Below are 23,291 nucleotides of genomic sequence, written 5' to 3' on the forward strand. Positions count from 1 at the left end.
GCGCCCGGCGTGCCCGGCGTGCCCGGCCCCGCGGCGGAGGGCCCCGGCCCCCGCGGCGGCGCGCTCGGCGCCGGCCACCCCGCCCCGCCGGTGTTCTCCGTCCCGGCCTTCGTCCTCGTCCTCACCGGCCTGTTCGGCGCGGCCGCCGTCGCGCCCCTCGCCCACGCGTTCTTCGGAGACCGCCTCGCGCTCCCGGGCGCGCTCGCGATCGGCCTCGCCGCGCTCACGGGTGCGCTCGCCGGCGCCGCGCTCGGCGGGGCCGGCGCCTGGGTCGGCCGGCGGATCGCCTTCTACGAGCTCTCGGCCGCGTTCCTGCTCTGGGCGCTCGGGGTGGCGGTGCTGGTCGCCTTCCTGCCCGGGGTGCGCGAGAGCTCCGCGGCGCTCCAGGCGCTCGAGGCGCAGGGGAAGCTCGTGCTCGTGCTCGGGCTCCTCGGCGTGGGCCTCCTCGCGGCGACCGCCGTGTTCATCGGCTCGACGCTGGCGTACCTGGCGGTCGGCACCGGGCGCCTCGACGCGTCGTTCTCGTACGAGCTCTTCGTGGCGCGCAGCCACCTGCGGCTCAGCCCGCGCACGCTCGCCGCGCTCTTCGCCCTCGTCGTCACCGGGCTCGTGCCCGGCATCGTGCTCGGGCTCGTCTGGTCCCTCCTGCGCGACGCGAAGGAGCGGCGCGCCTACCGGCGCGGCGAGCTCTTCGTGCGCCCGCGCATGCCGGCGACGCTCCTCATGACGCTCATCTCGATCGGCGGGGTGGCCATCGGGGTGTGGGCGCTCACGGTCGTGCTCTCGGTGATGAGCGGCTTCGAGGCCGACCTCAAGAGCAAGATCCTCGGCCAGAACGCGCACGGCATGCTGCTCACGTACGGCCAGAACGAGCTCACCGACTGGCGGACGACGCGCGAGCGCGTGCTCCACGTGCCGGGCGTCGTGGGCGCGACGCCCATCCTCTACAACGAGGTGATGCTCTCGGCCGGCCAGAACCTCACCGGCGCCATCGTGAAGGGCATCGACGTCGGCTCGGTGGGCACCGTGACCGAGCTGCCGAAGTCGATCGAGGAGGGGAAGCTCGGCTGGCTCGAGAAGCCGGAGCTCATCCCGCCGCCCGGCAAGTCCGAGTCCCCCGACGAGCAGCGCGCCCCGCCCCGCGCCGGGAAGACCCTGCCCGGCATCGTCGTGGGACGCGAGCTCGCGCGGGCGCTCCGGGTGTTCGTCGGCGACCAGGTGAACGTCGTCTCGCCGTTCGGCGATCTCGGCCCGGCCGGCCCGCAGCCGAAGAGCCGCCCGTTCCGCGTGGCGGCCATCTTCCACAGCGGGATGTTCGAGTACGACTCCAAGTTCGCCTACGTCGACCTCGCCGAGGGCCAGAGGTTCTTCGGCACCGGCGACGCGGTCACCGCGTTCGAGCTGAAGGTCCGCGAGCCGGACGCGGCGCGGGCGGTGATGGGCCGGGTGGTGTTCGAGCTCGGCGGCTGGCCCTTCCGCGCGCGCGACTGGACCGAGCTCAACCGCAGCCTCTTCTCGGCGCTGCAGACCGAGAAGGTCGTGATGGCGGTGATCCTCGGCTTCATCGTGCTCGTCGCGACGTTCACCATCGTCGCGACGCTCGTCATGCTCGTCCTCGAGAAGCGCAAGGAGATCGGCGTCCTCAAGTCGATGGGCGCCGGGGTGCCGAGCGTGATGAAGATCTTCATGGCCGAGGGCGTCACCATCGGCGCGGTGGGCACCGCCTTCGGCCTGCTGCTCGGCTACGGGAGCTGCCTGCTCATCGACAAGGTCGGCATCCCGCTCGACCCCGAGGTCTATTACATCTCGAACCTGCCCGTGGTGATCGATCCCTCGCAGTTCGCGCTCGTCGCCTTCGCCGCGCTCGCGCTGTCGTACCTCGCGACGCTCTACCCGGCGACGAAGGCCGCCCGCCTGAACCCGGTGGACGGGCTCCGGAGCGAGTGATGACCTCCCCGTTCGTGCGGATCCAGGGGCTCACCAAGACCTACCTGATGGGCGACCGGCGGCTCGAGGTGCTGCGCGGCATCGACCTCGAGATCGGGTCCGGCGAGCTCGTCGCGCTCACCGGGCCCTCCGGCGCCGGGAAGAGCACGTTCCTCCACCTCCTCGGCACCCTCGACGTGCCGACCGGCGGGCGGATCCTCTTCGACGGCGCGGATCCCTTCGAGCGCGGGGAGGAGGCCCTCGCCGCGTTCCGCAACGAGACCGTCGGCTTCGTGTTCCAGAGCCACCACCTGCTGCCCGAGTTCACCGCCCTCGAGAACGCGATGATGCCGGCCCTCATCCGCCGCGTGCCGCGGGCGGAGGCGCGGCGGCGGGCGGCGGAGATGCTCGCCCTGGTCGGCCTCGCCGAGCGGGTGGATCACCACCCCGGGGAGCTGTCCGGCGGCGAGCAGCAACGGGTCGCCCTGGCGCGCGCGCTGTGCCTCCGGCCGCGGCTCCTGCTCGCGGACGAGCCGACCGGCAACCTCGATCCGGCGACGGCCGAGGGCATCCACACCCTGCTCGCGGATCTCAACGCGCGGATGGGGATCACCGCGGTGGTCGTCACGCACAACGAGCGGCTCGCCGCGGCGCTGCCGCGCCGGCTTCGCCTGGAGCGGGGGCGGCTCGCGTGAGCGCTCCGGCGGGCGGCTCCCGGGGGCCGCGTCGGCGGCCGGAAGGAAGACGTTTGAGCTTTTCGGGGCATCGGTTTAGATTCCGCGGCTCCGTGAAGCGCCTGACCGATCCCACGGCCGCGCTCGCCGCGCTGCTCATCGCCGCCGGTGCCGCCCTCGTTCCTGTCCGGGCCGTGGCCCAGGCCGCGTCTCCTTCGACGGAGGTGAGGGCGGGCGAGGTGCTCGCCGACGTCCGCGTCGAGGGGAACCGGCGCGTCGAGGTCGACGCGATCCGCGCCGCCATCACCCAGCGCAAGGGTCAGCCCTACGATCCGCGCGGCGTCCAGAAGGACATCCGGGCGGTGATGAAGCTCGGGTTCTTCTCCGACGTCGTCGTCGAGCTGCAGGGGCCGGCCGGCGCGCCCGTCCTCGTCTACCGCGTCACGGAGCGGCCCACCGTCCACGAGGCGCGCATCGAGGGCAACCACGCGCTCTCGAAGGACGATCTCAAGGACACCGTCGAGCTGAAGCCGTTCGCGATCCTCGATCTCGTCGCCGTCCGGAAGGACGTGAAGAAGATCAAGGAGAAGTACGCGGAGAAGGGCTACTACCTCGCGGAGGTCACCTACCGGCTCGACGAGCGGCCCGACAACCAGGTCGACGTCGTCTACGTCATCGACGAGCGCGCGAAGGTCCAGGTGAAGGAGGTGCGGTTCATCGGGAACGCGCACGTCCCGGACGCGGATCTCCTCGGGGTGATGCAGACGCGGCCCGGCGGCTACCTCTCCTTCCTGAGCTCGCTCGGCACGTACCGCGAGGAGGCCTTCCAGCACGACCTCCAGGGCATCCAGGCCGTCTACCTCGACCGCGGCTACGTGAACGTGAAGGTCGGGAACCCGTCGGTCGCGCTCTCGCCCGACAAGCGGTTCCTGCACATCACCATCCCGGTCGAGGAGGGCGAGCAGTACCGGATCGGCAAGATCGCCTTCACCGGCCAGCTCCTAGACCGCGAGCCCCTCCTGCGCCGCATCGTGCGCGCCAAGGCGGGCGAGATCTTCTCGCGGAGCAAGATCCAGCAGGACCTGTTCGCGGTGGGCGACGTCTACCGCGACCTGGGCCACGCGTACGCCAACGTCACGCCCCTCACCGCGACCGATCCCAAGACCCGCACGCTCGACCTCACCTACGAGATCCAGCCGGGGCCGAAGGTCCGCTTCGAGCGGATCGACGTCATCGGCAACGACAAGACCCGCGACAAGGTGATCCGCCGCGAGCTCCGGATCTACGAGGGCGAGCTGTACTCGGGCACCGGCCTGCGCCAGTCGAAGCAGCGCGTGAACGCGCTCGGCTTCTTCGAGACGGTCGAGATCACCACGAAGCAGGGCAGCTCCGAGGACACGATCGTCGCGGTCGTCGAGGTGAAGGAGCGGGCCACCGGGACCTTCCAGATCGGCGCCGGCTTCTCCTCGTACGAGAACTTCATCCTCACCGGGCAGATCTCGCAGAACAACTTCTTCGGATGGGGACAGACGCTCTCGCTGCAGGTGCAGTGGTCGTCGATCCGCCAGCTCGGCCAGATCCAGTTCGTCGAGCCGTACTTCCTCGACACCAAGTGGACCTTCGCCTTCGACCTCTACGCCACGGAGGGCATCTACACGACCTTCACGCGCCGGGCGATCGGCGGGTCCATGACGTGGGGCTACGAGCTGAACGGCCTCGCGCCCTGGTGGTCCTTCGCGCGCAACCTCGAGGACATGCGGCTCTTCGCGACGTACACGAACGAGCGCGTGGACGTGACCGCGTCCGGCCTCGCCGCGGTCGCCGCGAGCCAGCAGTTCAAGTCCGGCACGACGAGCGCGCTGCGCCTGTCGCTGCAGTGGGACCGCCGCGACAACCGGCTCTTCCCGACGCGCGGCCTCTTCCTCTCGGGAAGCGCGGAGGTCGCCCCCCCGGTCCTCGCGCCCGAGTCACTGTTCGGGAAGGTGAACCTCTTCACCCGCTACGCCCTCGACGCCCGCGCCTACCACCCGGTCTGGCTGGGCCTCATCGGCCGGGCGAAGCTCTCGCTCGGCTACATCCGCGACTGGGACTCCGAGCACCGCGTCCCCATCTCCGAGCGCTACTTCGTCGGCGGCATCAACTCGGTCCGCGGCTACCGGTACCTGTCCATCTCGCCCGTCGAGTACGTCCCGACCTGGCTCGACCCGAGCGCGCGGCGCGGCGCCCTCTACATCGGCGGCGACAAGCAGGCGGTGCTGAACCTCGAGCTCGAGTTCCCGCTGTTCAAGGCGGTCGGCGTCCGCGGCGTCCTCTTCAGCGACTGGGGCAACGCGTTCGCGCCCGGCAAGTTCTCCGACCCCGCCGTCCCGCTGTCGCTCTACAAGTCCGTCGGCTTCGGCTTCCGCTGGCAGAGCCCGATCGGCCCGCTCCGGTTCGAGTGGGGCATCCCGCTCGACCGCCGGCGCGAGGCCCCGGAGAACGGCGGCGCGTACATCGATCAGGCCCTCGACTTCCAGTTCACGATCGGCAACTTCTTCTGATCGCCGGTCGCCAAGGAGCCCCCATGCGTCACGCCCTCCGCCTCACCGCCGTCCTCGCCCTCCTCGCGGCCTCGGCCGCCCACGCCGTCGAGCCCAAGATCGGCTTCGTCGACCTGCAGCGCGCGCTCAACGAGATCGACGAGGGCAAGTCCGCCAAGGCCACCCTGAAGCGCGACTTCGACGAGAAGCAGAAGCAGCTCGACGCGAGGAAGGTCGAGTTCGACAAGCTCCGCCAGGAGTTCGAGAAGCAGTCCGTGGTCATGGCCGAGCAGGCGCGGCGCGACAAGGCCGCGGAGCTCGACCGCAAGGCGAACGAGCTGCAGCAGTTCTGGGGCCAGCTCCAGAAGGACCTCTCCGAGCGCGAGCGCGAGGTGACGCGCGGCATCTTCGACAAGATGGCGAACATCACCCGCGAGATCGCGGAGGCCGACGGCTTCACGATGGTCCTCGAGCGCAGCGACTCCGGCATCGTGTTCGCGCTGCCCGCCCTCGACCTCACGAACGAGCTCATCCGCAAGTACAACGCGAAGTTCCCGGGCGGCGCCGCGAAGAAGCCGGCCGAGGCGAAGCCCGCCGGGAAGCCGGCCGCGGCCCCCGCCGGGAAGAAGTGAGGCGGACGTGACGTTCACGCTCGCGGAGCTCGCCGCGCGCGTCGGCGGCGAGGTCGTCGGCGACGGCACCCTGACGTGCGAGGGGGTCGCGCCGCTCGAGGACGCCGGCCCGCACCACGTCTCCTTCTTCTCCAACCGGAAGTACCGCCAGGCCTTCGAGGCCTCGCGCGCCGGCGCGGTCGTGGTCGAGCCGGACGCAGAGGTGCCCGCCGGGCGCACGGTGCTCCGGGCGCCGAACGCCTACCTCGCGTTCGCGAAGATCTCGACCCTGTTCCATCCTCCCCGCGAGCCCGCGCCGGAGATCGCGCCGGAGGCGGCGATCCACCCGAGCGCCCGGGTCCACCCGAGCGCGCAGGTGATGCCGCTCGCCTCGGTCGGCCCCGACGCCGAGATCGGCGCGCGCACGATCGTCTACCCCGGCGTGCACGTCTGCGAGGGCGCCCGCGTCGGCGAGGACTGCCTGCTCTACCCGAACGTCGTCGTGCGGGAGCGCTGCCGCATCGGCAACCGCGTGATCCTGCAGCCGGGCTGCGTCATCGGGTCGGACGGGTTCGGGTTCGCCTTCGATCCCGACGGCGAGGGCCACGGGCCGCGCCACTTCAAGGTGCCGCAGATCGGCATCGTGATCGTGGAGGACGACGTCGAGATCGGCGCCAACACCTGCCTCGACCGGGCGACGCTCGGCGCGACGCGCGTGGGGCGTGGGTCCAAGATCGACAACCTCGTCCAGATCGCCCACAACGTGGAGCTCGGGCCGCTCTGCCTCATCGTCTCGCAGGTCGGCATCGCCGGCTCGACGAAGCTCGGGATGGGCGTCGTCGCCGCCGGGCAGGCCGGGATCGTCGGCCACCTCAGCATCGGCGACGGCGCCAAGATGGGCGCCCAGGCCGGCGTCATGACCGACCTCGCGCCGGGCGAGACGGTGAGCGGGTCGCCGTCGCAGCCGCACGCCGACTGGCTGCGCACGCAGGCGGCCCTGCGGACGCTCCCGGAGCTCCGCCGCGAGGTGAAGGAGCTCCGCCGTGAGCTCGAGCGGCTTCGCGCCGCCGGGGAGAAGAAGCCATGAGCGCCGAGCGCGCGCCGGTCGTGATGGACATCGAGGCCATCCAGCAGCTCCTGCCGCACCGCCCGCCCTTCCTCCTCGTGGACCGGGTGGTCCTCGTGGAGCCGAACGTGCGCCTCGTCGCCTGGAAGTCGGTGACGATGAACGAGCCGTTCTTCGTGGGACACTTCCCGGGCCACCCGGTGATGCCGGGGGTGCTCATCCTGGAGGCCCTCGCGCAGGCCGGCGCGCTCCTCGCGCTGAAGTCGCTGCCGGCCGACCAGACCGCCTCGAAGATCACCTATCTGATGGGGATCGACGGGGCGAGGTTCCGCCGGCCGGTGGTCCCGGGGGACAGGCTCGAGCTGCACGTCGAGGTGACGAAGCAGAAGGGCGCGGTCTGGAAGGAGAAGGGGACCGCGATCGTGGACGGGCAGACCGTCGCCGAGGCCGAGTTCATGGCGATGTTCGCCGACCGCGAGGTCGCGAGCTGACAGGAGCACCGAGCATGTCCATCCACCCCACCGCCGTCCTCGAGCCGGGCGCCGAGGTCGATCCGTCCGCCCAGATCGGCCCCTACGCGGTCATCGGGCCCCACGTCCGCATCGGCGCGCGCACGGTGATCGGCGCGCACGCGGTCGTGGCGGGGCGCACCACGCTCGGCGAGGCGAACCGGGTCTTCCCGCACGCCGTCGTGGGCGAGGTGCCGCAGGACCTCAAGTACCGGGGCGAGCCGACCGAGCTCGTGGTCGGCGACCGGAACACGTTCCGCGAGGGCGTGACCATCAGCACCGGCACGCTGCAGGGCGGCGGCGTCACGCGCATCGGCTCGGGCTGCCTGTTCATGGCGAACAGCCACGTCGGGCACGACTGCGACGTGGGCGACGGCGCGATCATCGCGAACTCGGTCGCGCTCGCCGGGCACGTCGTCCTCGAGGACCACGTCCACGTGAGCGGCCTCGCCGCGGCGCACCAGTTCTGCCGCATCGGCCGGCTCGCGTTCGTCTCGGGCCTCACCGGCGTCACCATGGACGTGGCGCCGTTCTGCACGGTGGCGGGCCCGCGCGCCGAGCTCGCCGGCCTGAACGCGGTCGGCATGCAGCGCGCGGGGATCAGCGAGGAGCGCATCGGGCAGGTGAAGCAGGCCTACAAGATCGTGTTCCGCTCCAACCTGGGGCTCGCCGAGGCGATCGCGCAGGTCGAGGCGGAGCTCGGGATGTACGAGGACGTCGCGCACTTCGTCCGCTTCCTCAAGGGGACGCAGCGCGGCATCACGCGCTGATCGATCATGACTCGTAAACACTCGACGAGCGAAGCGAGTCCGCCGGGGCGCCACCGCGATAGCGGCGAAGCCGCGCGCGATGGCGCACGGGACCCGGCGAGCCAGGGTGGGGCCCCGACGAGCTCCGCTCGGCGGGGCGGGGGCGCAGCCCCCGTTTAAGCGATGGCGACCATCGGCCTCATCGCGGGGGGCGGGCGCTTCCCGATCCTGTTCGCGGAGAGCGCCCGCCGCGCCGGGCACCGCGTCGTGGCCGTCGCGCACCGGAACGAGACCGACCCCGCGCTCGAGGGCGCGGTGGACGCGCTCACCTGGGTGAAGCTCGGGCAGATCGGGCACATCCTCGACGCGCTCCGCGCGGGCGGCGCGACGCAGAGCGTGATGCTCGGCGCCATCACGAAGAAGCGCTTCTTCACCGACGCGATGCTCGACGCGACGGGCCTCCGCGTCCTCGCGCGCGTGGGCATCCGGTCCGACGACAACCTGCTCCGCGCGATGGCGCGCTTCCTCGACGAGGAGGGGGTGCCCATCACCGATCCCACGCCGTTCCTGCAGGACCGGCTCGCGCCCGAGGGCGTGCTGGGCAGGCACCAGCCGACCGACGACGAGCGCGCGGACGCCGCCTACGGGATCGAGCTCGCGCGCGGCATCGGGCGGCTCGACCTCGGTCAGACGGTGGTCGTGAAGGACCGGGTGGCGCTCGCGGTCGAGGCGCTCGAGGGCACGGACGCGTGCATCCGGCGCGGCGGAGAGCTCGCCCGCTCCGGCGGGTTCGTCGTCGCGAAGGCGGTGAAGCCCGGGCAGGATCGCCGCTTCGACCTCCCGGCGGTCGGCCCCGACACGCTCGAGACCCTGCGCGAGGCGGGCGGCCGGGTGCTCGCGGTGGAGGCGGGCGCCACGCTCGTGATGGATCTCGAGCGGATGGTCGCGCGCGCGGACAAGGCCAGGCTCGTGCTCATGGGGCTCAAGGGGTGAGCTGGGCGCGCGACGAGGCGGGCGGGGTGGTGCTCGAGCTCCTCGTCCAGCCGCGCGCGTCGCGCACCCGCGTGGTCGGGGAGCACGACGGCCGGCTCAAGATCCAGCTCGCGGCGCCGCCGGTGGACGGGGAGGCGAACGCCGCCCTCGTCGAGTTCCTCGCCGGCGCGCTCTCGGTCCGCAAGCAGGACGTGTCCGTCCTCCGCGGCGAGGCCGGCCGGCGCAAGTCGGTCCGGGTCGCTACCGTCTCCGCGGCGCGCGCCGTCGCCGCGCTCGCCCCCTGAGAGCCCCCATGGCCCGCGCCCTCCTCGCCCTCGCCGCCGCCCTCCTCGCCGTCCCCGGTCTCTTCGTCGCCGCGAAGGGGCTCGCCGCGCTCCGGCGCCAGCGCGTCGTCGTGCACGGCCGCGAGGTCGTCGGCGCGGGCGCCCGCACGGCCGGCGCGATGCTCGTCGTGTACGGGCTCGCGATGGTCGCCCTCGGCGCCGTGCTCGTGGCGTTCGCCGTCCTGCGCCGCTGACGCCGCTGCCGCAGCGCGGCGGGAGCACGGAGACGCAATCCTTGCGGGAACAACGCGGCGTCTCGCCCGTGTTCCGGACGCTGGAAGTCGAATAAGATGGCGCCCCCCATGACCCAGCGATTCCTCGCCGCCTGCCGGAAGCAGCCCGTCGACCGCGTGCCCGTCTGGATGATGCGCCAGGCCGGCCGGTACCAGCCCTCCTACCGCGCCGTCCGCGAGAAGGTGGGCTTCCTCGAGCTGTGCCGCTCGCCGGAGCTCATCGCCCAGGTGACCGTGGCGCCGATCGACGAGTTCGGGTTCGACGCGGCGATCCTGTTCTCCGACATCCTCGTCCACCTGCCGGCGATGGGGCTCGACCTCACGTTCGAGAAGGGCGAGAAGGGCAAGGGCGACGGCGGCCCCAAGATCGCGAACCCCGTCCGCACGCGCGCCGACGTGGACGCCCTGCGCGTCCCCGAGCCGAAGAAGGACCTGCCGTACGTCCTCGACGGCGTGCGCGCCATCCGCGCCGCGCTGCGCGACCGCGTCCCCCTCATCGGCTTCGTGGGCGGTCCGTTCACCGTCGCGAGCTACGCGGTCGAGGGCGGAAGCCAGGGCTTCACCCGCCTGAAGACGATGCTGTACGCCGAGCCCCGCACGGCGCACGCGCTCTTCGAGAAGCTCACCCGCGCGGCCATCGTGCAGATCGAGGAGCAGATCGCGGCCGGAGCGCAGGCCGCGCAGATCTTCGAGAGCTGGCTCGGCGAGCTCGATCGCGCGGACCTCGAGGAGTTCGCGTTCCCGTACCTCGCGCGCATCGCCGAGGCCGTGAAGCGCACCGGCGTGCCGGCGATCTTCTTCTCGACGGGCACGAGCTCCCACCTCGAGCCGATCTCCAAGCTCGGCTACGACGTCGTCTCCGTGGACTGGCGCATCCCCATCGACGAGGCGCGCCGCCGCGCTCCCGGCGTCGCCATCCAGGGCAACCTCGACTCCACCCTCCTGCTCGGGCCGAAGGAGGTCGCCGTGGAGCGCGCGCTCTCCATCGTGCGGGCGGCGGGCCGGGAGCCCGGCTACATCTTCAACCTCGGCCACGGGATCCAGCCCGGCACGCCGACCGAGACCGTGAAGGCGGTAGTGGACGCGGTCCACGCCTTCGCCTGGAAGTGAGGAAGACGTGATCCAGATCCCGTCCTGGGAGCTCATCAAGAAGTACGACCGTCCCGGCCCGCGCTACACGAGCTACCCGACCGCGCCGGAGTGGTCGGACACCTTCGGGCCGAAGGACTACGAGGAGCACCTCGCGCGTGCCGATGCGCAGGGCGGGCCGCTCTCGATCTACGTCCACCTCCCGTTCTGCCGCGAGATGTGCCGCTTCTGCGGGTGCAACGTCATCGCGACCCACGACCGCACGCGCGCCGAGTCGTACCTCGAGCTCCTCGAGAAGGAGGTCGAGCTCGTGGCGAAGCGGCTGCCCCGGCGCCGCAGCGTGACGCAGCTCCACTGGGGCGGCGGGACGCCGACCTTCCTCGACGAGCGCCAGCTCGAGCAGTGCCACGCGCTCCTCGCGCGCCACTTCGACTTCGCCAAGGACGGCGAGATGGCGATCGAGATCGACCCGGCGATCACCACCCGCTCCCAGATCGAGACGCTCGCGAAGCTCGGCTTCAACCGCATCTCGATGGGCGTGCAGGACTTCGATCCGCAGGTCCAGGAGACGGTGGGCCGCATCCAGGGCTTCAAGGAGACCGCCGAGCTCGTGCAGGCGGCCCGCGACAACGGCTTCCACGGGGTGAACCTCGACCTCATCTACGGGCTGCCGTTCCAGTCGCGGGACACCTGGCAGAAGACGCTCGACCTCATCCTGAAGATCCACCCGGACCGCATGGCGGTGTTCGGCTTCGCGTACGTCCCGTGGTCGAAGCCGCACCAGCGGCTCCTGCCGCAGGAGGCGCTCCCGAAGACGGAGCAGCGCGTCGAGCTGTTCCTGCAGGCGGTGGAGGCGTTCACCTCGGGCGGCTACCGCCTCATCGGCCTCGACCACTTCGCGCTCGAGTCGGACGAGCTCGCGCGCGCGCAGGACGCCGGCTACCTGTACCGGAACTTCCAGGGGTACACGGTCCGGCCGGCGGCGGACACGGTCGCGTTCGGGATGACGTCCATCTCGGACATCGGCGGCGCGTACGCCCAGAACGCCCACAAGCTGAAGGACTGGGGCGACAAGGTCGCGCAGGGCATCATCCCCGTCGAGCGCGGCGCCTCGGTGACGGACGACGACGTCATGCGGCGCTTCGTCATCAACCGGGTCATGTGCCTCCTCAGGCTCGACCTGCGCGAGGTCGCCGAGAAGTTCGGGCCGGCCGCGCGGAAGGCGATCGAGGCGGACCTCTCGAAGGGCGTGGCCGAGCTCGAGGGCGACGGGCTCGTGACCTTCGACGGCGATCTGCTCCGGGTGACCCCGCTCGGCCAGCTCCTCGTGCGCAACGTCGCCATGCTGTTCGACGCGTACCTCGGCAAGCACGCCGGCGAGAAGAAGCCCACGTTCTCGCGGACGGTCTAGATGGAGCGCACCGCCGTCTTCCTCATGAACCTCGGCGGGCCGAGGACGCTCGAGGAGGTCGAGCCGTACCTCTACGAGCTCTTCTCGGATCCGCTCCTCATCTCCGCGCCGTTCGGCCCGCTGCGGCCGCTCGTGGCGCGGCTCATCTCCCGGCTGCGCGCCCCGTCCTCCGCCGAGAAGTACGCGCTCATCGGCGGCAAGTCGCCCATCGTCGAGGGGACCGAACGGCAGGCGCGCGCGCTCGAGGGCGTCCTCGGCCCCGGCTGGTCGTGCCACCTCGCGATGCGCTGCGGCCACCCGAACACCGAGGAGGGCGTCCGCGAGGCGATCGCCGCCGGGGCCACCCGCGCCGTCGCGCTCCCGCTCTACCCGCAGTACGCCAACGCGACCACGAAGAGCTCGCTCGTCGAGCTCCGGCGCCTCTGGCCGAAGCACCTGCCGCTCGCCGAGATCTGCACCTGGCACGATCACGAGGGCTACCTCGACGCCTCGGCGGCCGCGCTGCGCGAGACGCTCGGCGAGCTCCCCGCCGCGGCGCGCGAGACCGCGCTCGTCGTGTTCAGCGCGCACGGGCTCCCGATGAGCCAGGTGCGCAGGGGCGACCCGTACCCCGGGTACATCGAGCACTCGGCCCGCGAGACCGCCCGGCGCGCGGGCGCCGCGGAGTTCCGGGTCACCTACCAGAGCCGGGTGGGGCCCGCGAAGTGGCTCGGTCCCGACACCGTCGAGTTCCTCCGGGGGAACACGCGCGGGCGCGCGATCGTGACGGTGCCGATCGCGTTCGTGTCGGAGCACCTCGAGACGCTCTACGACCTCGACATCCTCGCCAGGCAGGCGGCGGCCGAGGGCGGCGCGACGGCCTACCTCCGCGTGCCGGCGCTCGGCGTCCGCCCCGACTTCGTCGCGGCGCTCGCGGACGTGGTCCGCGCGGGGCTCCACGCGAGCCGGCCCGCCGCCTGAACGACGGCTCGTGATTCGCGATCACCTTCGGTGACGCGAATCACGCTGTCGTCCAGGCATGTTCGAACGGGGGCTGCGCCCCCGCCCCGCCGGCGGCTGGCCGCCGTCGTCGGGGACCCACCCCTGCTCGCCGGGGTCCCCTGCGCCGCCGCGGGACCGCGGCCGACCTCCGATCCGGGAGGGCACGTCGTGTGTGTCCCCCCGGGACGAATGTTATGCTCATCAGTCCCGGCCGATGAAGGATCTCCTCCACCCGCGCCACCGCGCCGCGCTGGCGCGCTTCGTCGGCGAGCACACGCCGGCGAAGGTCCTCCTCGCCTTCGACTACGACGGCGTGCTCGCCCCGGTCGTGCGGGATCCCCACGGGGCGCGCATGGACCGGACGACCCGCCGCCTGCTCCAGCGGCTCGGGCGGAGCTACCCCGTCGCGGTCGTGTCCGGCCGCGCCTGGCGCGACGTGGCGCGCTTCGTGGGTCCAGCGGTCCCCCTCGTGGTCGGCAACCATGGCTTCGAGCTCGGGCGGCCCATCGCCGTGCCGGAGCGCGTCCTGCGCAGCGTGCGCGGCTGGCGGCGCCGGCTCGAGGTCGCCCTGGCGGGCGTGCCCGGCATCCACTTCGAGGACAAGCGCTCCACGCTCGCGATCCACTACGGCCTCGCGCGGACGTGGCGCGCCTCCGAGCGCGCCGTCTACGAAGCCGCGAACCAGCTCGAGGGGACCCGCCTCATCCCTGGGAAGAAGGTCCTGAACGTCCTGCCGCACGACTTCCCGTCGAAGGGCGACGCGGTGCGCGCGCTCGTCACGCGGCTCGGCTGCACCGCCGCGCTCTACGCGGGCGACGACGTCACGGACGAGGACGCCTTCGCGGTCGGGCCGCCGCTCGTGTTCGGCGTGCACGTCGGCGGGGGGCCGTCGCTCGCCCCGTGGAGGATCCGCGAGCAGCGCGACGTCCCCGAGCTGCTCGAGCTGCTCGTCCGGCTCGGCTCGGTCCGCGCCGCCGGCGAGGCGAGCGGCGCGGCGCCCCGGATCCGCCGGGCGCGCCCGCTCCGGCCGCTCCCCGCCCGGGCGGGAGGGCGGCGATGAGGCCGCCCCGCCGCCCCGAGCCCGGGACCACCGGGGACCTGTTCGCGCCGCGGGAGCTGCCGCGCCCGTGGTCCGTCGGCGAGCTCACCCGCGCGCTCAAGAACGCGGTCGAGCCGAAGTTCCGCGACGTCTGGGTCGCCGGGGAGGTGGCGAACCTGCGCCGCCAGTCGAGCGGGCACGTCTACTTCTCGCTCAAGGACGCCGACGGCCTCATCGGCGCGGTCGTCTGGTCGTCGCAGGCGCGCCGGGTGAAGTTCCAGCTCGCCGAGGGGCAGGAGGTGATCGCCCGCGGCTTCGTCGAGATCTACGCGCCGCACGGCAAGTACCAGCTCATCGTGCAGGAGCTCGAGCCGCGCGGCGCCGGCGCGGCGGCGCTGCTGCTCCAGCAGGTGAAGGAGCGGCTCCAGGCGGACGGCCTCCTCGACCCCGCGCGCAAGCGGCCGCTGCCCTTCGTGCCCCGGCGGATCGGCGTCGCCACGAGCCCCACGGGCGCCGCGGTCCGCGACTTCCTCCGCGTGCTCCACGGCCGCTTCCCCTCGCTCTCCGTCCTGGTGGCGCCGTGCCGGGTCCAGGGGGACGGCGCCGCGTCGACGGTGGTCTCGGCCGTGCGCGCGCTGTGCCGCGCCGGCGTGGACGTGATCGTCGTGACGCGCGGCGGCGGCTCGCAGGAGGAGCTCGGCGCGTTCAACGACGAGCGGCTGGCGCGCGCCATCGCCGCCTGCCCGGTCCCGGTGGTCTCGGCGGTCGGTCACGAGGTGGACGTCACGGTGGCGGATCTCGTGGCGGACGTCCGCGCCGCGACCCCCACCCACGCCGCCCAGCTCGTGGCCCCGGTGCGGGACGAGCTCGCGGCGCGCGTGGCGGCGCTCCGCGCCCGCCTCGACCGCACCGCGCGGGGCGCGCTGGAGCTCCGGCGCGGCGAGCTGCGCGCCTTGCACGCCGAGCTCGCCGATCCGGCGCACCTCCTCTCGCGCGAGCGCCACCGCGTCGAGGATCTGCTCCGCGAGGCGCTGGGCCACGTGCGGGCGCCGATCCGCTCGGAGCGCGCGCGGCTCGAGCCGCTCCGCGCCCGCCTCGGCCGCCAGGAGCCGCGCCGCCGCGTGCGCGAGATCCGGGCGCGCATGGAGGCGAGCACGCGCCGCCTGGGCGCGTGGCAGGCGGCCACCTTCCGCCGCGAGGCGCTCCGGCTCCAGCGGCTCGAGGCGCGCCTCGGGCCGTCGAACGTGGCGAAGCTCCTGTCGCGCGGCTTCTCGCTCGTGCTCCGCGAGGGCCACGTGGTGGCCCGGAGCGCGCAGGCGTCCGAGGGCGACGCGCTCCGGATCGTCCTCGGGGAGGGCTGGCTCGACGCGCAGGTCACCCGCAGGGATGCAGGGGACGACCCGCTGCCGGGGCGCGCGGCGCCCTCGCGGGAGGGCGACGCCGGCGGCTCCGGCGGGGCGGCCGTTGACCCCCTTTCGCGGCGTCGTTAAGTAGGTGGACTCGGAGGTCGCGTGAGCCAGGCGAGCGAGCGGCAGGAGCAGTCGGTGGCAGAGGAGTCCTACGACGCGCTCGTCACGCGGCTCGAGCGCGTCGTCGCCGAGCTCGAGTCCGGCCAGCTCACGCTGGAGCAGTCGATCGAGAAGTTCGCCGAGGGCGTGCGGCTCGCGAAGGACGCGTCCCGCAAGCTCGACGACGCGGAGCGCAGGGTCGAGCTGCTCGTGCGCGACGCCGACGGCGACGAGGAGGCGGTGCCGTTCGAGCCCGAGGCCGGCCGAGGATCTTGACGACCGATGCCGGCCCAAGAGCGCATGAAGAAGCCGAAGGTCATCATCGTCGACGACGACCGCGACACGCGGGAGATGCTCACCCTCGCCCTCGAGCTCGAGGGGTTCGACGTCGGCCAGGCGGCGAACGGGCTCCGGCTCATCTCGGCGATGCACGTGGATCGCCCGGACGTCATCCTGCTCGACGTGATGATGAGCTGGATCGACGGCTTCGAGCTGTGCCGCGCCATCAAGAAGAACCCCACCTTCGGTGACATCCCGGTCATCTTCATCTCGGCGCGCAAGAGCGTCGAGGACGAGCGCAGCGGCATCGAGGCGGGCGCCGTCGACTACTTCCCGAAGCCCCTCGACATGGACCGGCTCATCACGCGCATCCGGGAGATCCTCGACCGGCGCGCCGGGGCGGTCCCCACCCCGGCGTGAACCCGGTTGGCGGCGGCTCCGCCGGTGGCGTGAGCGCCCGGGCTGCCTTGTGCTACAAGGGCTCCGCCGTGGCCGAAGACCTCGACATCCAGGCCTACCTCCGACAGGTCTCCGCCCGCCTCGAGCCCCACCTCGTGGCGCTCGTCGAGGCGCGGCGCGGCCAGGGGCCGGGCCGGCTGCTCGACGCCGTGCGCTACGCGCTCCTCGGCGGCGGGAAGCGGCTCCGCCCCGCGCTCGTCCTCGCCGCGTGCGAGGCGCACGGCGGCGACGCCTCCGACGGCTCGCTCGCGATGCGCTTCGCGGTCGCGCTCGAGGCGATCCACACCTACTCCCTCGTCCACGACGACCTGCCCGCGATGGACGACGACGACCTCCGCCGTGGCCGCCCCACGGTCCACAAGGCGTTCGACGAGGCGACCGCGGTGCTCGTGGGCGACGCCCTGCAGTCCCTCGCGTTCGGGCACCTCCTCGCCGCGCCGCAGCCGGGCGCCGCGGCCCTCGCCCGCCTGCTCGCCGACAACGCCTACCTCATGGTCGAGGGGCAGGCCCGCGACATCGAGGGCGAGCACGCGCGCCTCGCGGAGCCCGAGATCCTCGAGCTCATGCGCACCAAGACCGGGGCGCTGCTCGCGAGCGCCGTCGCCGGCGGCGCGGCGTGCGGCGGCGCACCCATCGATCGCGTCTACCCCATCGGACTCAAGCTCGGGCTCGCCTTCCAGATCGCGGACGACCTCCTCGATCTCACCGCCGACACCCAGACGCTGGGGAAACGGGCCGGCAAGGACGCCGAGGCCGGGAAGTCCACGCTCCCCGGCCTGGTTGGGATCCCGGAGGCGCGCCGCCGCGCGGAGGCGCTCCTCCACGAGGCCCTCGCCGCGCTCGCCCCGCTCGGACCGCCCGCCGAGCCGCTCCGCGCGGTGGCGCGCTACGTGCTCTCGCGCAAGAAGTAGCAGGACCCGAGAACGGAGGTTCCACGAATGAGCCGCTTGCTCGACAGCATCGACTCGCCGTCCGACCTGAAGCGCCTGCCGGTCGACGACCTGCCGCGCCTGTGCGACGAGATCCGCGAGGAGATCATCCAGACCTGCGCGAAGAACGGCGGGCACCTCGGCTCGTCGCTCGGCGCCGTCGAGCTCAACGTCGCGCTGCACTACGTGTACGCGTCGCCGACCGACAAGCTCGTGTGGGACGTCGGCCACCAGGCCTACGCGCACAAGCTGCTCACCGGCCGGCGCGAGCGGTTCCGCACCATCCGCACCGAGGGCGGCCTCGCGGGCTTCCCCGAGCGGCACGAGTCCGAGCACGACGCGTTCGGCGTCGGGCACGCCTCCACCGCCATCAGCGCCGCGCTCGGCATGCTCGAGGCGAAGCGGCTCTCCGGCGCGCCGGGCAAGGTCGTGGCGGTGGTCGGCGACGGCGCCATGACGGGCGGCGTCGCGTTCGAGGGGCTGAACCAGGCCGGCTACCTCGGCCGCAACCTCCTCGTCGTGCTGAACGACAACGAGATGTCGATCTCGCCCAACGTGGGCGCGCTGTCCGAGTGGTTCTCGAAGAAGTTCGCCTCGCGCACGTACAACCGCTGGCGCCGCGCGGTGAAGGACTTCCTCTCCCAGGTGCCCAAGGGGCCCGAGGCGATCGACATGATCCGCCACGGGATCAACGCGACGAAGGCGCTCGTCACGCCGGGCATCCTCTTCGAGGGGCTCGGCTTCCACTACGTCGGCCCGGTGGACGGGCACGACGTGCGGGGCCTCGTCGAGACCTTCCAGAAGCTCGCGATCTTCGACGGCCCGGTGCTGCTCCACGCCATCACCACGAAGGGCAAGGGCTACCAGCCCGCCGAGTCGGACAAGGCGACCCGCGGGCACGGCCTCTCGTTCTTCGACGTCGCGACCGGCAAGCCCGTGAAGAAGGCGTCGGCGAAGGCGTACACGGACCTCTTCGCCGAGGCGCTCTGCGAGGAGATGGAGCGGGATCCGCGCGTCGTGGCGATCACCGCCGCGATGCTCGAGGGCACGGGCCTCATCAAGGCGAAGGCGCGCTTCCCGGAGCGCACCTACGACGTCGGCATCGCGGAGCAGCACGCCGTGACGTTCGCCGCCGGCCTCGCCTGCGAGGGCGTCCGCCCGGTCGTCGCCATCTACTCCACCTTCCTCCAGCGCGCCTACGACGAGATCATCCACGACGTGGCCCTGCAGCGGCTGCCGGTGACGTTCGCGCTCGACCGCGGCGGCCTCGTCGGCGCCGACGGCAAGACGCACCAGGGCGCGTTCGACGTCGCGTACCTGCGCTGCGTGCCGAACCTCGTGGTGATGGCGCCGTCGGACGAGAACGAGCTCCGGCACATGCTCCACACCGCGCTCCACCACGACGGCCCCGCCGCGTTCCGCTTCCCCCGCGGCGCGGGCGAGGGCGTCGCGCTCGAGCCGCCGCAGGTGCTGCCCATCGGGAAGGGCCGGCTCGCCCGCGCGGTCGCCGGGAAGCCGGACGTGTGCATCGTCGCGCTCGGCGCGACCGTCCGCCCCGCGCTCGGCGCCGCCGAGGCGCTCGCGAAGGAGGGCATCGCCGCCTCCGTCGTCGACGCCCGCTTCGCGAAGCCGCTCGACGAGGAGCTCATCGCCGGCGAGGCGGAGCGGGCCCGCCGCGTCGTGACCGTGGAGGAGGGGTGCCTCCCCGGCGGCTTCGGCGGCGCGTGCCTCGAGCTCTTCGAGCGGCGCGGCTTCGTGGCGGAGGGGCTGCGGGTGAAGCGGCTCGGGCTCCCCGACGAGTTCGTGACGCACGGCGATCAGGGCCGCCAGCGGGCGCAGCTCGGGCTCGACGCCGAGGGCATCGCGCGCGCGTGCCGCGAGGTCGTCGGCGAGCGGGCGAAGCGCGGGGCGGCGTAGGTAAGCTGCGACGATCGTGAACGTCGGTCAGCGAGCGAAGCGAGCCCGCCGGGGCGGGCCCGCGCTCGCGGGGGGGGCGCCCCCGCTGGGGCGCCAGCGCGGTCGGGGCGCGGCCGCCCGCGATGGCGCGCGGGCCCCGGGGAGCCGGCGTGGGGGCGCAGCCCCCGCCATGACCTCGCGCAGGCAGCGGATCGACGTCGTCCTCGTCGAGCGGGGGATCGCGGAGTCGCGCGCCAAGGCGCAGGCGCTCGTGATGGCCGGCGCCGTCGTCGTGGGTGAGACGCGCGTCGACAAGCCGGGCGCGCTCGTCGACCCGGAGGCGCCCATCCGGCTGAAGGAGGGCGCCGGGCCGCAGCGGTACGTGTCGCGCGGCGCGCTCAAGCTCGAGCGAGCGCTCGACGTGTTCCCCGTGGATCCGGCCGGGAAGACGTGCGCCGACCTGGGCGCGTCCACCGGCGGCTTCACCGACCTGCTCCTGCAGCGCGGCGCCGCCCGGGTCTACGCCATCGACGTGGGCTACGGCCAGCTCCACCCCAGGCTCCGCGGCGACCCGCGCGTCGTGGTCCGCGAGCGCGAGAACGCGAGGGCGCTCACCGCCGAGGCGCTCGGCACCCGGGTCGAGCTCGTGACCGGCGACCTGTCGTTCATCTCGCTCCGGCTCATCCTGCCGGCGGTGAAGGCGATCCTCCGCCCGGGCGGCGCGGCGATCCTGCTCGTGAAGCCGCAGTTCGAGGTGGGAAAGGGCGAGGTCGGCAAGGGCGGCGTGGTGCGCGACGAGGCCAAGCGCCGGGCCGCGCTCGACGGCATCGCCGCCGCGGCGCGGGAGCTCGGGTTCGAGATCCTGGGTCACGCCGAGTCCCCCATCGAGGGCCCGGCGGGCAACCGGGAGTGGCTCCTCGCGCTCCGTCTCCCGCCCGACCCTGGGTAGGCCGTGCGAGCTCGTGGAAGGGCCCGCCAGGCGGCCCGGTCGTCCTTGACCGCCTCCACCCGGTCTGTTACTGACACGCCGACATTTTCGCGCCCGGGCAATGCCGGGTCTCGAAAGTGGGCCGCGTCGCCCACTTTTCGTTTTTTAGGGGTCAATGACGGGTATCGGAGAAGAGTCCATCGCCGACCGCACGCGCCGGGTGCTCGAGCCCGTGCTCGTGCGCGACGGCTACGAGCTCGTCGAGGTGGAGTGGGCGCGCCAGGGAGCTCGCTGGACGCTCCGGCTCTTCGTCGACAAGCCGGGCGGCGTCGGGATCGAGGACTGCCAGGCCGTGTCCCGGCTCGTGGAGCCCATCCTCGACGTCGAGGACTTCATCGAGCCGGCCTACGACCTCGAGGTCTCGTCGCCGGGCCTCGATCGGCCGCTGCGCAAGCCGGCCGACTTCGACCGCTACGCGGGGCAGCGCGCGCACGTGAAGGCGTACGGGCCCGTCCCCGAGACGGCGCCCGGCTCCCCCCCGCGAAAGAACTGGACCGGCGTCCTCGTGGGCTACCGCGACGGTGCCGTCGAGATCGACGTGGACGGCGTCGTCCACCGCGTCCCCCACGATCAGATCGCGAAGGCCCACCTCGAGTACGACTTCGAGGCGGACCTTCGGAGGAAGGACTGACCGATGCAGCAGAACGTGAACCTGAACCTCATCCTCGACCAGGTCGCCAAGGACAAGGGCATCGACCGCGCGCGGCTCGTCGAGATCCTCGAGGAGGCCATCGGCAGCGCCGCGAAGCGCCACTTCGGGATGGAGCGGAACCTGAAGGCCCGCTACGACGAGGACAAGGGCCAGGTCGATCTCTTCCAGGTCCTCACCATCGTCGCCGATGCCACCGAGGAGGCGCCCATCCCCGACCCGGTGAACATGATCCCGGTGTCGGTGGCGCACGAGAAGGGCATCGAGGTGGAGCCGGGCGACGAGCTCGACTTCCCCATCTACTACCGCGCGGAGGACGAGGCGGAGGCGAAGGCCCAGGACGAGCAGTGGGGCGACCTCCTCAAGCTCAAGACCTTCCGCCGCTCCTTCGGCCGCATCGCGGCGCAGACCGCGAAGCAGGTGATGATCCAGGGCACCCGCAACGCGGAGCGCGAGAACGTCTTCAACGAGTACAAGGACCGCAAGGGCGAGGTCATCACCGGCATCGTCCGGCGCTTCGAGCGCGGCAACGTGATCGTGGACCTCGGCCGTGCCGAGGCGGTGCTGCCCGTGCGCGAGCAGGTGCCGCGCGAGAGCTACCGCGCCGGCGACCGCATCCAGGCGTACGTGATGGACGTGCTGCGCGAGTCGAAGGGCCCGCAGATCATCCTCTCGCGCGCCTCGGTGGACCTCCTCAAGAAGCTCTTCGAGATGGAGGTGCCCGAGATCGCCGAGGGCGTCGTGGTCATCGAGGCGGCGGCCCGCGAGCCGGGTGGCCGCGCCAAGATCGCGGTGTCGTCGCGCGACTCGGACGTGGATCCCGTCGGCGCCTGCGTCGGCATGAAGGGCAGCCGCGTCCAGGCGGTCGTGCAGGAGCTCCGCGGCGAGAAGATCGACATCGTGCCCTGGGACGACGACTACGCGCGCTTCGTGTGCAACGCGCTCGCGCCGGCCGAGGTCTCGCGGGTGCTCCTCGACGAGCAGAACAAGGCGATGGAGATCATCGTCCCCGACGACCAGCTCTCGCTCGCCATCGGGCGCCGCGGCCAGAACGTGCGCCTCGCCTCCCAGCTCACCGGCTGGAAGCTCGACATCAACTCCGAGTCCCGCGTGAAGGAGATGCGCGAGTTCGCGACCGAGAGCTTCGGCGCGCTCGAGATCCCCGAGCCCACGCAGGAGATGCTGTACTCGCACGGCTTCCGGAAGGCGCAGGACGTCGCGAACGCCGCCGCCGAGATGCTCACGCAGTTCCCGGGCTTCACGATGGACATGATCCCGGACCTGCAGAAGCGCGCCCGCGAGCAGTCGATCGTCGACGCCGAGAAGGAGATGCAGCTCGAGCAGGAGCGCGAGGCGGCCCGCATCGCCGAGGCGCGGCGCCACCCGGACGAGCTCACGCAGGAGGAGCGCTTCGCGCGCGTCCGCGGCGTCGGCGAGAAGACCGTCGACCAGCTGAAGGGCGCCGGCTACGGCACGGTGGAGGCGGTCCACAACGAGGCGGACGTGATGCGGCTCGCGGAGTCGAGCGGCCTCGGCATCAAGAAGGCGCGCCAGATCAAGCACGCGGTGGGCGTCTACCTCGAGGAAGAGGCGAAGCTCCGCGCAGAGCTCGACGCGGCCAAGGCGAAGGCCGCACAGGGAGGCGCCGGCGCTTGAGCGAGCCCGTCCGCACCTGCGTCGGCTGCGGGGAGCGGGCGGCGCAGCGGCAGCTCGTACGGCTCACGACGGATGGTGAACGGGTGATCTTCGATCGTCGGCGTGGCGGAGGCCGTGGAGCGTGGCTCCACGCGAGCGTCGGGTGCCTGGAGAAGGCGCTCCGGCGTCGTGCGCTCCCGCGTGCGCTCCGCCGCCCGGAAGCGGTGGTCGACGCGGCGGCGCTGCGTGTCGAGTTGACGGGAAGTGCCCGTAAGGATTAGGAGTCTACGAAATGTCCAAGAAGCGGGTTCACGAGCTCGGCAAGCAGCTTAAGGAGCAGGGTATCGAGCTCTCCAACCAGGAGCTGGTCGAGAAGCTCCACCAGCTCGGCTACGACGTGAAGAGCCATTCGTCCTCCCTCGAGGACGACCAGGCCGCGTCGGCGTACGAGAAGATCGTCGGCGAGCGGAAGCCGAAGCCGGCGCCCGTGCGCCCGGCGGGCCCCGGGTTCGTGGTGCGCAAGCGCGTGCACACGGAGGTCCCGCAGCCCGCGCCGGTCGCCGCGTCGCCGGAGCCTCAGCAGGAGCAGGAGCAGGAGCCCGTCGAGGCCTACGAGGCCTACGAGGCCGAGGCTCCCGCCGAAGAGGCTGCCGCGCCCGCTGCGGAGCAGGAGCAGGAGCAGGCGCCCGTCGGTGCCGCGCCGGCCGAGCCGGTGGTGGCGCCGGAGACGCCGGCCGCGCCCGCCGGGGCTCCGGCCGCGCCGACCACGGCTCCCTCCGCGCCCACCGCGCCGGCGATGCCAGCCGCCGCGCAGGGTCCGGCCTC

At 72.6% G+C, this 23,291-nt stretch carries 24 protein-coding genes; all 24 read left to right on the forward strand.

Annotation, left to right across the window (positions count from 1 at the left end):
* The first annotated feature begins 9 nt into the window (after nt 1-9).
* Entirely contained in the window at nt 10-1,947 is a 1,938-nt protein-coding gene (locus MNZ29_RS17820) for an ABC transporter permease (protein WP_242356171.1), read from the forward strand.
* Nucleotides 1,947-2,621: an ABC transporter ATP-binding protein gene (locus MNZ29_RS17825; RefSeq protein WP_242340185.1), complete on the forward strand. Its 675-nt coding sequence runs from the start codon at nt 1,947-1,949 to the stop codon at nt 2,619-2,621. The genes MNZ29_RS17820 and MNZ29_RS17825 overlap by 1 nt, the downstream gene beginning before the upstream one ends.
* 92 nt (nt 2,622-2,713) lie before the next feature.
* Entirely contained in the window at nt 2,714-5,140 is a 2,427-nt protein-coding gene (gene bamA, locus MNZ29_RS17830; protein ID WP_242340184.1) for an outer membrane protein assembly factor BamA, read from the forward strand.
* Between the two features lie 23 nt (nt 5,141-5,163).
* The gene (locus MNZ29_RS17835) at nt 5,164-5,751 is read left to right on the forward strand and encodes an OmpH family outer membrane protein (protein WP_242340183.1); all 588 of its coding nucleotides are present in this window, start codon (nt 5,164-5,166) and stop codon (nt 5,749-5,751) included.
* 7 nt (nt 5,752-5,758) lie between these two features.
* Nucleotides 5,759-6,817: a UDP-3-O-(3-hydroxymyristoyl)glucosamine N-acyltransferase gene (gene lpxD / locus MNZ29_RS17840; protein WP_242340182.1), complete on the forward strand. Its 1,059-nt coding sequence runs from the start codon at nt 5,759-5,761 to the stop codon at nt 6,815-6,817.
* A 23-nt stretch (nt 6,818-6,840) separates the two neighbouring features.
* The gene (gene fabZ, locus MNZ29_RS17845; protein ID WP_242340187.1) at nt 6,841-7,287 is read left to right on the forward strand and encodes a 3-hydroxyacyl-ACP dehydratase FabZ; all 447 of its coding nucleotides are present in this window, start codon (nt 6,841-6,843) and stop codon (nt 7,285-7,287) included.
* A 14-nt stretch (nt 7,288-7,301) separates the two neighbouring features.
* Nucleotides 7,302-8,075, forward strand: coding sequence for an acyl-ACP--UDP-N-acetylglucosamine O-acyltransferase (lpxA, locus tag MNZ29_RS17850; protein ID WP_242340181.1), 774 nt, complete (start codon nt 7,302-7,304; stop codon nt 8,073-8,075).
* Between the two features lie 162 nt (nt 8,076-8,237).
* Nucleotides 8,238-9,047: an LpxI family protein gene (locus MNZ29_RS17855; RefSeq protein ID WP_242340180.1), complete on the forward strand. Its 810-nt coding sequence runs from the start codon at nt 8,238-8,240 to the stop codon at nt 9,045-9,047.
* Nucleotides 9,044-9,331, forward strand: a complete 288-nt coding sequence (locus MNZ29_RS17860) for a DUF167 domain-containing protein (protein WP_242340179.1) — start codon at nt 9,044-9,046, stop codon at nt 9,329-9,331. Before MNZ29_RS17855 ends, MNZ29_RS17860 begins: the two co-directional genes overlap by 4 nt.
* Before the next feature lie 8 nt (nt 9,332-9,339).
* Nucleotides 9,340-9,564 carry a hypothetical protein gene (locus MNZ29_RS17865; RefSeq protein ID WP_242356157.1) on the forward strand — a complete coding sequence of 75 codons (225 nt, stop codon included), beginning with the start codon at nt 9,340-9,342 and terminating at the stop codon, nt 9,562-9,564.
* Between the two features lie 96 nt (nt 9,565-9,660).
* On the forward strand, nt 9,661-10,713 hold the full coding sequence (hemE, locus tag MNZ29_RS17870; RefSeq protein WP_242340177.1) for a uroporphyrinogen decarboxylase: 1,053 nt from the start codon (nt 9,661-9,663) through the stop codon (nt 10,711-10,713).
* A gap of 7 nt (nt 10,714-10,720) precedes the next feature.
* Nucleotides 10,721-12,103, forward strand: a complete 1,383-nt coding sequence (gene hemN, locus MNZ29_RS17875) for an oxygen-independent coproporphyrinogen III oxidase (RefSeq protein WP_242340176.1) — start codon at nt 10,721-10,723, stop codon at nt 12,101-12,103.
* Complete coding sequence (gene hemH, locus MNZ29_RS17880) at nt 12,104-13,063, forward strand: ferrochelatase (RefSeq protein WP_242356158.1); 960 nt, start codon at nt 12,104-12,106, stop codon at nt 13,061-13,063.
* Nucleotides 13,064-13,298: 235 nt separating this feature from the next.
* Nucleotides 13,299-14,144 (forward strand): trehalose-phosphatase, encoded by an 846-nt coding sequence (gene otsB, locus MNZ29_RS17885; RefSeq protein WP_242356161.1) that lies wholly within the window; start codon nt 13,299-13,301, stop codon nt 14,142-14,144.
* Nucleotides 14,141-15,613, forward strand: coding sequence for an exodeoxyribonuclease VII large subunit (gene xseA / locus MNZ29_RS17890; protein WP_242356163.1), 1,473 nt, complete (start codon nt 14,141-14,143; stop codon nt 15,611-15,613). The genes otsB and xseA overlap by 4 nt, the downstream gene beginning before the upstream one ends.
* Before the next feature lie 21 nt (nt 15,614-15,634).
* Nucleotides 15,635-15,907, forward strand: coding sequence for an exodeoxyribonuclease VII small subunit (gene xseB, locus MNZ29_RS17895; RefSeq protein ID WP_242340172.1), 273 nt, complete (start codon nt 15,635-15,637; stop codon nt 15,905-15,907).
* A 24-nt stretch (nt 15,908-15,931) separates the two neighbouring features.
* Nucleotides 15,932-16,330 (forward strand): response regulator transcription factor, encoded by a 399-nt coding sequence (locus tag MNZ29_RS17900; RefSeq protein ID WP_242340186.1) that lies wholly within the window; start codon nt 15,932-15,934, stop codon nt 16,328-16,330.
* A gap of 68 nt (nt 16,331-16,398) precedes the next feature.
* Nucleotides 16,399-17,280, forward strand: coding sequence for a polyprenyl synthetase family protein (locus MNZ29_RS17905; RefSeq protein ID WP_242340171.1), 882 nt, complete (start codon nt 16,399-16,401; stop codon nt 17,278-17,280).
* 27 nt (nt 17,281-17,307) lie between these two features.
* The gene (dxs, locus tag MNZ29_RS17910) at nt 17,308-19,215 is read left to right on the forward strand and encodes a 1-deoxy-D-xylulose-5-phosphate synthase (RefSeq protein WP_242356165.1); all 1,908 of its coding nucleotides are present in this window, start codon (nt 17,308-17,310) and stop codon (nt 19,213-19,215) included.
* Nucleotides 19,216-19,384: 169 nt separating this feature from the next.
* Nucleotides 19,385-20,143 (forward strand): TlyA family RNA methyltransferase, encoded by a 759-nt coding sequence (locus tag MNZ29_RS17915; protein ID WP_242356167.1) that lies wholly within the window; start codon nt 19,385-19,387, stop codon nt 20,141-20,143.
* A gap of 154 nt (nt 20,144-20,297) precedes the next feature.
* The gene (rimP, locus tag MNZ29_RS17920) at nt 20,298-20,813 is read left to right on the forward strand and encodes a ribosome maturation factor RimP (RefSeq protein WP_242340168.1); all 516 of its coding nucleotides are present in this window, start codon (nt 20,298-20,300) and stop codon (nt 20,811-20,813) included.
* A gap of 3 nt (nt 20,814-20,816) precedes the next feature.
* Nucleotides 20,817-22,487 carry a transcription termination factor NusA gene (gene nusA / locus MNZ29_RS17925; protein ID WP_242340167.1) on the forward strand — a complete coding sequence of 557 codons (1,671 nt, stop codon included), beginning with the start codon at nt 20,817-20,819 and terminating at the stop codon, nt 22,485-22,487.
* Nucleotides 22,484-22,747 (forward strand): DUF448 domain-containing protein, encoded by a 264-nt coding sequence (locus MNZ29_RS17930; protein ID WP_242340166.1) that lies wholly within the window; start codon nt 22,484-22,486, stop codon nt 22,745-22,747. The genes nusA and MNZ29_RS17930 overlap by 4 nt, the downstream gene beginning before the upstream one ends.
* Before the next feature lie 11 nt (nt 22,748-22,758).
* Nucleotides 22,759-23,291: translation initiation factor IF-2 N-terminal domain-containing protein (locus MNZ29_RS17935; protein ID WP_242356169.1), on the forward strand; the 533-nt coding region annotated here is incomplete at its 3' end.

The sequence above is a fragment of the Anaeromyxobacter sp. SG64 genome (assembly GCF_022690745.1).
Taxonomy (GTDB): domain Bacteria; phylum Myxococcota; class Myxococcia; order Myxococcales; family Anaeromyxobacteraceae; genus Anaeromyxobacter; species Anaeromyxobacter soli.